General features: G+C 38.2%; 8 protein-coding genes. 4 read left to right on the plus strand and 4 right to left on the minus strand.

The window, feature by feature from the left end:
• Positions 1–94 precede the first annotated feature (94 nt).
• Complete coding sequence (locus tag AW17_RS15385) at positions 95–1,948, plus strand: DNA topoisomerase 3 (RefSeq protein ID WP_029277927.1); 1,854 nt, start codon at positions 95–97, stop codon at positions 1,946–1,948.
• Positions 1,949–2,002: 54 nt separating this feature from the next.
• On the opposite strand, the gene AW17_RS15390 is transcribed toward AW17_RS15385, so the two are convergent.
• The 4 genes from AW17_RS15390 to AW17_RS15405 form a co-directional block, all read right to left on the minus strand.
• On the minus strand, positions 2,003–3,916 hold the full coding sequence (locus AW17_RS15390) for an AAA domain-containing protein (RefSeq protein WP_029277929.1): 1,914 nt from the start codon (positions 3,914–3,916) through the stop codon (positions 2,003–2,005).
• A gap of 84 nt (positions 3,917–4,000) precedes the next feature.
• Positions 4,001–4,384: a DUF3037 domain-containing protein gene (locus AW17_RS15395; protein ID WP_029277930.1), complete on the minus strand. Its 384-nt coding sequence runs from the start codon at positions 4,382–4,384 to the stop codon at positions 4,001–4,003.
• Entirely contained in the window at positions 4,362–5,153 is a 792-nt protein-coding gene (locus AW17_RS15400; protein WP_029277932.1) for a HipA family kinase, read from the minus strand. The genes AW17_RS15395 and AW17_RS15400 overlap by 23 nt, the downstream gene beginning before the upstream one ends.
• A 531-nt stretch (positions 5,154–5,684) precedes the next feature.
• Positions 5,685–5,873, minus strand: a complete 189-nt coding sequence (locus tag AW17_RS15405; RefSeq protein WP_029277933.1) for a hypothetical protein — start codon at positions 5,871–5,873, stop codon at positions 5,685–5,687.
• Between the two features lie 111 nt (positions 5,874–5,984).
• Here AW17_RS15405 and AW17_RS15410 point away from each other — a divergent pair, with 111 nt between their 5' ends.
• From AW17_RS15410 to AW17_RS15420, 3 genes are read left to right on the plus strand one after another with little or no spacing between them, the layout of a single operon-like run.
• Entirely contained in the window at positions 5,985–6,365 is a 381-nt protein-coding gene (locus AW17_RS15410; protein WP_029277935.1) for a hypothetical protein, read from the plus strand.
• A 44-nt stretch (positions 6,366–6,409) separates the two neighbouring features.
• Complete coding sequence (locus AW17_RS15415) at positions 6,410–6,613, plus strand: KTSC domain-containing protein (protein ID WP_029277937.1); 204 nt, start codon at positions 6,410–6,412, stop codon at positions 6,611–6,613.
• A 1-nt stretch (position 6,614) separates the two neighbouring features.
• Complete coding sequence (locus tag AW17_RS15420) at positions 6,615–7,289, plus strand: DNA-formamidopyrimidine glycosylase family protein (protein ID WP_051691879.1); 675 nt, start codon at positions 6,615–6,617, stop codon at positions 7,287–7,289.
• The last annotated feature ends 127 nt before the right edge of the window (positions 7,290–7,416 follow it).

A 7,416-nucleotide genomic window follows, 5' to 3' on the forward strand; every position in this document is an offset into this window, starting at 1 on the left:
TGCCCAAACGAATGTTAAGTAGCATTGTGAGTAATTTTTTTAATCGGTTGCCAATATTTTAATCATCTTTGGGGTTGAAAAGATAAGCCCATTCATGAAGATTGTAATTGCAGAAAAGCCCTCTGTTGGTCGTGAACTTGCTAAAGTTTTCGGAGCAACCACCAGAAAAGATGGATACATTGAAGGTAAAGGATATTCTTTTACCTGGGCATTCGGGCATTTATTACAATTGGCTCCCCCTCAAGATTATGGTTTTATTGGCTGGAGGAAGCAACATTTACCCATGCTTCCGCAAAAGTTTAAACTTGCCATTAGAAAGATTAAAACAAAAGATGGTTTTGTAGAAGATCCGGCAGTACGGAAACAATTAGACACCATAAAAAAACTTTTTGATGAGGCGAGTGAAATTATTGTGGCTACGGATGCGGGGCGTGAGGGTGAATTAATTTTCAGGTACATTTATTATTACCTCAAATGCAAAAAACCTTTCAAACGCCTTTGGATCTCTTCGCAAACGGATGAAGCTATAAAAGATGGATTTAGAAATTTAAAACCTGGAACCGATTACGATACCTTGTTTAATTCGGCCCATTGCCGCTCAGAATCAGACTGGCTGGTGGGAATGAATGCCACACAGGCGCTGAGTATTTCGGCAGGTAACAGAACAGTTCTTTCATTAGGTCGGGTACAAACGCCTACCCTGGCCATGATCTGCGCTCGTTTTTTGGAGATTAAAAATTTCGTTCCTCAGACCTATTATCAAATCAGCATTTTACTTTCTAAAGATGAGCAGACATTTAAGGCTATATCAACTTCGAATTATAAAGAAAAGGAAGAAGTAGAGAAGTTATTTGCGCTTGTAGAGGATGTGGCTTCTGGTTTTCCAACCGGCGGAAATATTACGGCTGTAGAAGCAAAGCCAAGAAAAGAACCACCTCCCTTATTGCACGACTTAAGTAGTTTACAGCAAGAAGCCAATAAGAAAAAGGGATATACTGCTGATCAAACACTTAATATTTTGCAAAACCTGTACGAGAGTAAATTGGTTTCTTACCCCCGTACCGGATCGCGCTACATTGGTGATGATGTTTTTGCCGGAGTTCCAGATTTGATTGCAAAATTTACCGATCATGCTGATTTTGGAAAGCAAGCACAGTTTTTGCAAACCATCACTTTAAATAAGCGAAGTGTTAACGCTAAAAAAGTAACCGATCACCATGCTGTTTTACCTACTGGCGAACAAGCTTATGGGCTAAGCTCAGATAAACAAGCTGTATACGATATGGTTGTTGGTCGGATGATTGAGGCTTTTCATCAGGAATGTATTAAGGAGTTAACCAAAATAACCATTCAATCGGGAGTTACTTTTGTTGCCAATGGAACGGTAATCCGCTCTGCAGGCTGGCGGGCTGTTTTTAACGACCCTGAAGATGATAAAAAAGATGAAGACAATGCAGCTTTACCAAAGGTTGCTGTTGGAGAACTATTGCCTATAACGGAAAAATCTCTTTTAGAAAAGCAGACTAAACCAAAGCCAATGTACAACGAGGCTTCGCTATTAAAAGCGCTTGAAACCTGTGGCAAGGAGATTGAAGACGAAGAACTGCGTTATGCCATGAAAGATAGTGGTTTAGGTACGCCGGCAACTCGTGCATCCATTATCGAAACGTTAATCACCAGAGAATATATTACAAGGGAAAAGCGAAATCTTGTACCTACCAATAAAGGTTTGGCTGTTTATGAAGTAGTGAAGGACAAGCAGATTGCACAGGCTGAACTTACCGGACAGTGGGAAAAAAGATTGGAAGAAATACGTTCAGGCTCATCAGTAAAAGATTTTAAATCAGAAATTACAGAATATACCAAAACCATTACGCAAGAACTGTTAATTGCAGGGGCCAGTATATCGGGCAAACTCGCAGAAGAAAAGAAACTGGAAAAGGTTTAGCATCAACTTGCGTCATATCATGTGAAGCAATTGTAAAAAGCAACAATTTTATGGTTATAGCTCCATAAATTCCCAGGCGCTGTGGTACGCGTTCAATTGCTCAGCATACTGGATAAATTCAGCATAAAAATTAGATTTCGATAAAGTAGAACTATCGCCAATAACAACCAGCTTTTTCTTTGCCCTTGTCATGGCAACATTCATTCTCCTGGTATCTGATAAAAACCCAATGCTTCCATCGCCATTACTCCTGGTGAGGCTAATATAAACCACATCACGTTCCTGCCCCTGAAAGCTATCAATGGTGTTAACTGCAATTTTATTGCGATATGGATTTAAAATTTCATTTTCCTGAACCAACGCATTTAAAATCTGAACCTGCTGTTTATAAGGGGAGACAATGGCAACAGACGGAAAACTATCAGTTAAGGTTTTACCTGTCAAACTAGCAACCAAATTCGTTAAATGTTTGACCAAAAATGCAGCTTCATCAGGATTGGTTGTACTTGTTCCATCTAATTTTTCGTCAAAACTACAACCTGCAGTATCGATAAATTGAATCGGTTGATCGCCGGTAAACAATAAATGATCGGCAACAGAGTGATGCGCTATTAACTCATTTTTGTAAAACACCTGAGATGAATAACCCATAATATCTTTGTTCATTCTGTATTGTTCTTTTAACAACACAACCGACTCTGGATGAAGACTTACTGCTTTTTCGAGTAAAGTATTACTTAAACCATTTCTGGCAGCTTCATTTGATTTTATAGTTGGAGAAAGCTGAAAATGATCACCAGCTAATATTACTTTCTGCGCTTTTAAAATCGGTATCCAACAAGCAGGCTCCAAAGCCTGGCCAGCCTCATCAATCACAATGGTATTATACTTTAAATTCCGAACAGTATAGTGGTTGGCTCCCACCAGGGTGGCGGTAATAATCTGTGCTTTAGTAAACAGATTATCCATAATGTACTGCTCCGTTTTTTCTACTTCCTTTCCAATTTTATGCGCTTCATCAAATAAGGCCTTACGTTGCTCCCGTTCTGCTTTGCCGAAGCTCCGCTTGTATTTATGAGCCATGTTTTTATACTCACTGGCTTGTTTTTTTAAAGCCTTAATCGTTTTCATCTCCGGATGATCGGCCATTTGATGATCAAGAGTAGCCGCAAGCAATCTTTCTGAGACCCTTGCCGGATTCCCTACACGGATCACTTTTAGCCCTTCAGCAGCTAACTTCTCAGTAAGTAAATCAACAGCAGTATTACTTGGTGCTACCACCAGGATTTTTTGATCGCTGTGTTTAACCAACGATTTTATAGCGTGCACAAGTGTTGTCGTTTTTCCAGTGCCTGGTGGACCATGAACCACAGCCAAATGATCGGCTGCAATAATTTTATTCACCGCTAATTGCTGCGAGTCGTTTAGCGTATTTGGAATGATAAATTTCTCTTCGCCCTGAAATGAAGGTTTTTCTCCTTTCGTTAAAATACGGATCAGTTTATTTTCTGATTCATTTTCTGCCAAATGCGTAGCCTGTTTAAGGGCACTCTGCATTTCGTCGTAACTGTTATTATCAAAAAGTAAATCTACACCAAGTTTGCCATCTCTGGTCCAATCTGGTAATTCATCAACACGGAAGCTGATTTTCATCCTGCTACCACTTTGGTGATTTATAATCCCCTCTATCCGATCTTCTTTGGCATCATGATTAGAAAATAATACCACTGCAGAACCAAAACGGAACTGATGAGAAAAATCTTGATGGGTAGTCCTTTCCAACTCTACAGTTAAGTAATCGCCACGGCCTATTTCGGTATTCCTGATTGCAATAGGGTACCAGGTTAAACCCAAGGCTCTCCTATCGGCAGCCGAAGTATTTTCAGTAAGTTTTAAATACGATTGTAAATCTTCGTTGCGTTCGGTATCGAGCAGATCCTGGAGTTTTTTGAAATATTCTTTTGGCAAGGGTAGATGGGTTAATGGTATTGTTATTGCTTAATTGTAAATTGCTTGATTGTTAACTGAAAACTGCCAATTGCAAACTGTTTTCTATAAAACAAGCTCGTTATGCAGCCTTAGCAGTGTTTCTTCTGCATCATCGCAAAAACCAGGGTGTACTTTTGAGCACTGCACAACCGTACTTCTGGTTGCCGTAAGCCACCTAAAACGAGAAGCCTGGTCGTATTGACCAATGGCACCTGATCCTTTTGCAGAGGTACTTATTCTCTCAAAAGCACACAAGTTCTCTTTTAGTGCTTCTAGATCTATCTCTGTAAATAAAGCCTTTACTCTTTTCTCATCCAGTGCAAAAACACTTTTTAGAAATTTTTGCTTGGCACAAAACAGAATAATGCCCACATTAATAAACTCTTCACGTTCTACCCTGGGCATTACGCGAATCACAGCATACTCAAATAAGAATTTCCCTTGCATGCTGTGCTTCTTTTAAAAATATAGTTGAATGAGTTAACCTGGTAGTAAGGAAATGCGTATAGGCATTACGGTGCGCTGCTTTGCTTTCGAAGTTCGTTTCGCCTTCCAACCAGTCGTCAGGAATTAAATTAATCACCGCTTCGATCTTTTCAGGACTAAGAAGTTTACTAAATTCCTCATTTACGCTTTCTAGTTCAGTGGCCCATGGTAACAATACATGGTCTTTTACCAAAAAGAAAGGTTTAATAGCCTGCTCTTCCCAATTCTGCCAGGAGTGATGAAAATATAACGCAGCACCATGGTCGATTAACCAAAGCTCTTTATGCCACAGCAACATATTGGTGTTTCTGCAGGTACGGTCCATATTGGTTAAAAAACAATCCAGCCATACAATCTGCGAGGCAAGTTTAGCATCAATCGTAGTTACAGTCGGGTCGAATGTTATTGCGCCAGATAAATAGTGCAATGCCAAATTTAAGCCCACGCTGGCTTTTAGCAGATCCTGGATTTCTTCGTCGGGTTCTGTTCTCCCAAAAGCTTCATCTAAATTAGCAAAAACCAATTCAGGTACACGCAAACCTAAATAGCGGGCTATTTCGCCACCAATTAGTTCGGCAATTAAAGCCCGGGTACCCTGTCCTGCTCCTCTAAATTTCAGTACATATAAAAAGTTATCATCAGCCTCGGCAATGGCAGGCATAGAGCCCCCCTCGCGTAGAGGCGTAACATATCTGGTTACATTAACTGTTCTAAGTTGTAAATCGTTCATATCTGCAGATAGAATGGCCTATTATTTTATTTAGGGCACAATTCTAAACTTGCTGCAAATTTAGCAGAATTCCAACAATAAATTGGTCAAAGTTTAGTTGTAAAGATCCTAATGGGAGGTCTACTGATCAATCGTTAAAAATAAACAGTTTTTTTTTGAAGCGCAATGCCAGTAGCCATTAGTGAGGGTCCAGTCCTGCTGTCCATTCCAATCCTTTTGGTTAAAATCTGATATAAACAAGTCATCGCATAACCAAAAGGGATTTCCATTTCCATCAGGGCTATATGGCTTGAAGAATCAAATTTTTAATAATCTTGGTATTAAATATAAATTGAAAGAATTTCAAATCATTTTAAACCACGCAAGAATATACAACCTTAAATGACCTTATATTTCTTATATGGTCAATAATAAATCTAAAAGTCTTAGACTAGGCTATCATCCACAGATTCCAAAGAACGGTCGTCGCAGCTTTGTGATCTCCGCGCTCTTCACTTGGCGTCCTCTGTGGTTAAAACATTGCAATCTGTTTTAATCATGCCCCAAATAAGCATTTCCTGCAGGCGTCATAGCAGACGACCATTGTACCGAATCGCGGTTAATTTTAATCAGTCCCATGCTTTCTAATTCTTCATATTCTTCTTCCATCCCACCTAAAACCGAAGAACTAACCTGTTGATTGATTACCTCAAGTAGAGATATGATTTCTGATCTTTCCATAAAACAAATAATTTGATATATTTTAATTAACATAAATATAATCAAAATGTTTATCGCTTAATAAACATTTTCAAGGCTTTAAGGTTGTATTTATACCCTGATTTAATTACTATGGAAGCACCCATTTATTACCTCTTCATTATGGCTTTGCCAGTAGCTTGCATAGCCTGGACAGTTACTAAAGAAGAAATTCTCAAAGAAGCGCGTGAATTCTGTGTAAACCGTTCTAAAAACTGCGATCAACTGGCAAAAAGAAAGTTTTTTTATGTTTTTACCTGCGAATATTGCTTCAGTCATTATGTAACCGCTATTCTGCTTTTTATTACCAGATTCACTTTACTTTATCCCGATTGGCGTGGTTACGTTATTTCTTTCTTTTCGATAGTATGGGTGGCAAATGTTTATATGAGCTTATATAACATTATCCGTATCGATCTGAAAAAAGAAAAGATTAAAGTCCAAAAAGAAGAATCGACACTCGAAAAGGCTTGAAACCATTTGTACTGACAGCTGTTTTTAAAGTATAAATCAATATTATGCCATCATCAGTGATCAAATATTTTAGTTATGATGCAGCTACAGAAACATTGAAAATCATCTTTGTAACCGATATGATTTATCAATATAAAAAGGTCCCCGAAAAAATTTATAAGATGTTAAAGGCTTCTGGATCGAAAGGAAGATATTTTAACCGTCATATTAAGGATAAATTTAAATTCCAGAAACTAGAGGAAGAATAATATGCCCGAAGGCCCATCAATTGTAATACTAAAAGATTTAATCAAAGCGCTCCATTTGGGTAAACCTGAAGTACTGGAAGTAGCAGGCAATGCAAATTTCGACAAGGATAGATTGCTCCATGAAAAGATCCAGGATTTTAAGAGCTGGGGTAAACATTTCCTGATCTGTTTTAACGATTTCACCATCCGTATTCATTTTATGCTATTTGGCAGTTATTTAATTAATGAGCGTAAAAAAGCGCCATTAAAATTGGGACTGATCTTTAAAAAAGATGAATTAAACTTTTATACCTGCAAAGTTGACCTCCTGGAAGGAAACGTTAAAAAACATTACCACTGGGAAAACGATGTAATGGCTGATGAGTGGAACGGCAATGCAGCTATTAAAAAGTTAAAAGAAAAACCCCAGGCATTGGTTTGCGACGTATTGCTGGATCAACAGATTTTTAGTGGAGTGGGTAATATTATTAAAAACGAGGTCTTATACCGCACGCGTATGCATCCATTAACCAAAGTTGAAAATTTACCACTTGTAAAACTAAAGGCACTAGTTAAGGAAGCCAGAAATTATAGTTTTGATTTTTTAAAATGGAAAAAGGAAAATACATTAAGTAAGCATTGGGAAGTATATAGTAACCTGAGTTCGATTATTAAATCTCATTTTGTGGCGTTTTAATCAAGTTTTCTGTTAAGACGGTCGTCACCCTGAATTTATTTCAGGGTCTTTCACGCTAAAAAGATGCTGAAATAAATTCAGCAGGACGATAAAGCGGGATTAGGCGTAAATAAGATATAATTTTCAG

The organism is Pedobacter borealis DSM 19626, assembly GCF_000708285.2.
Taxonomy (GTDB): domain Bacteria; phylum Bacteroidota; class Bacteroidia; order Sphingobacteriales; family Sphingobacteriaceae; genus Pedobacter; species Pedobacter borealis.

Excerpts from the sequence above, each read along its gene's own strand:
- AW17_RS15385 (WP_029277927.1), top strand. The coding sequence starts at position 95 with ATGAAGATTGTAATTGCAGAAAAGCCCTCTGTTGGTCGTGAACTTGCT.
- AW17_RS15395 (WP_029277930.1), bottom strand. The coding sequence starts at position 4,384 with ATGCAAGGGAAATTCTTATTTGAGTATGCTGTGATTCGCGTAATGCCC.
- AW17_RS15400 (WP_029277932.1), bottom strand. The coding sequence starts at position 5,153 with ATGAACGATTTACAACTTAGAACAGTTAATGTAACCAGATATGTTACG.
- AW17_RS15405 (WP_029277933.1), bottom strand. The coding sequence starts at position 5,873 with ATGGAAAGATCAGAAATCATATCTCTACTTGAGGTAATCAATCAACAG.
- AW17_RS15410 (WP_029277935.1), top strand. The coding sequence starts at position 5,985 with ATGGAAGCACCCATTTATTACCTCTTCATTATGGCTTTGCCAGTAGCT.
- AW17_RS15415 (WP_029277937.1), top strand. The coding sequence starts at position 6,410 with ATGCCATCATCAGTGATCAAATATTTTAGTTATGATGCAGCTACAGAA.
- AW17_RS15420 (WP_051691879.1), top strand. The coding sequence starts at position 6,615 with ATGCCCGAAGGCCCATCAATTGTAATACTAAAAGATTTAATCAAAGCG.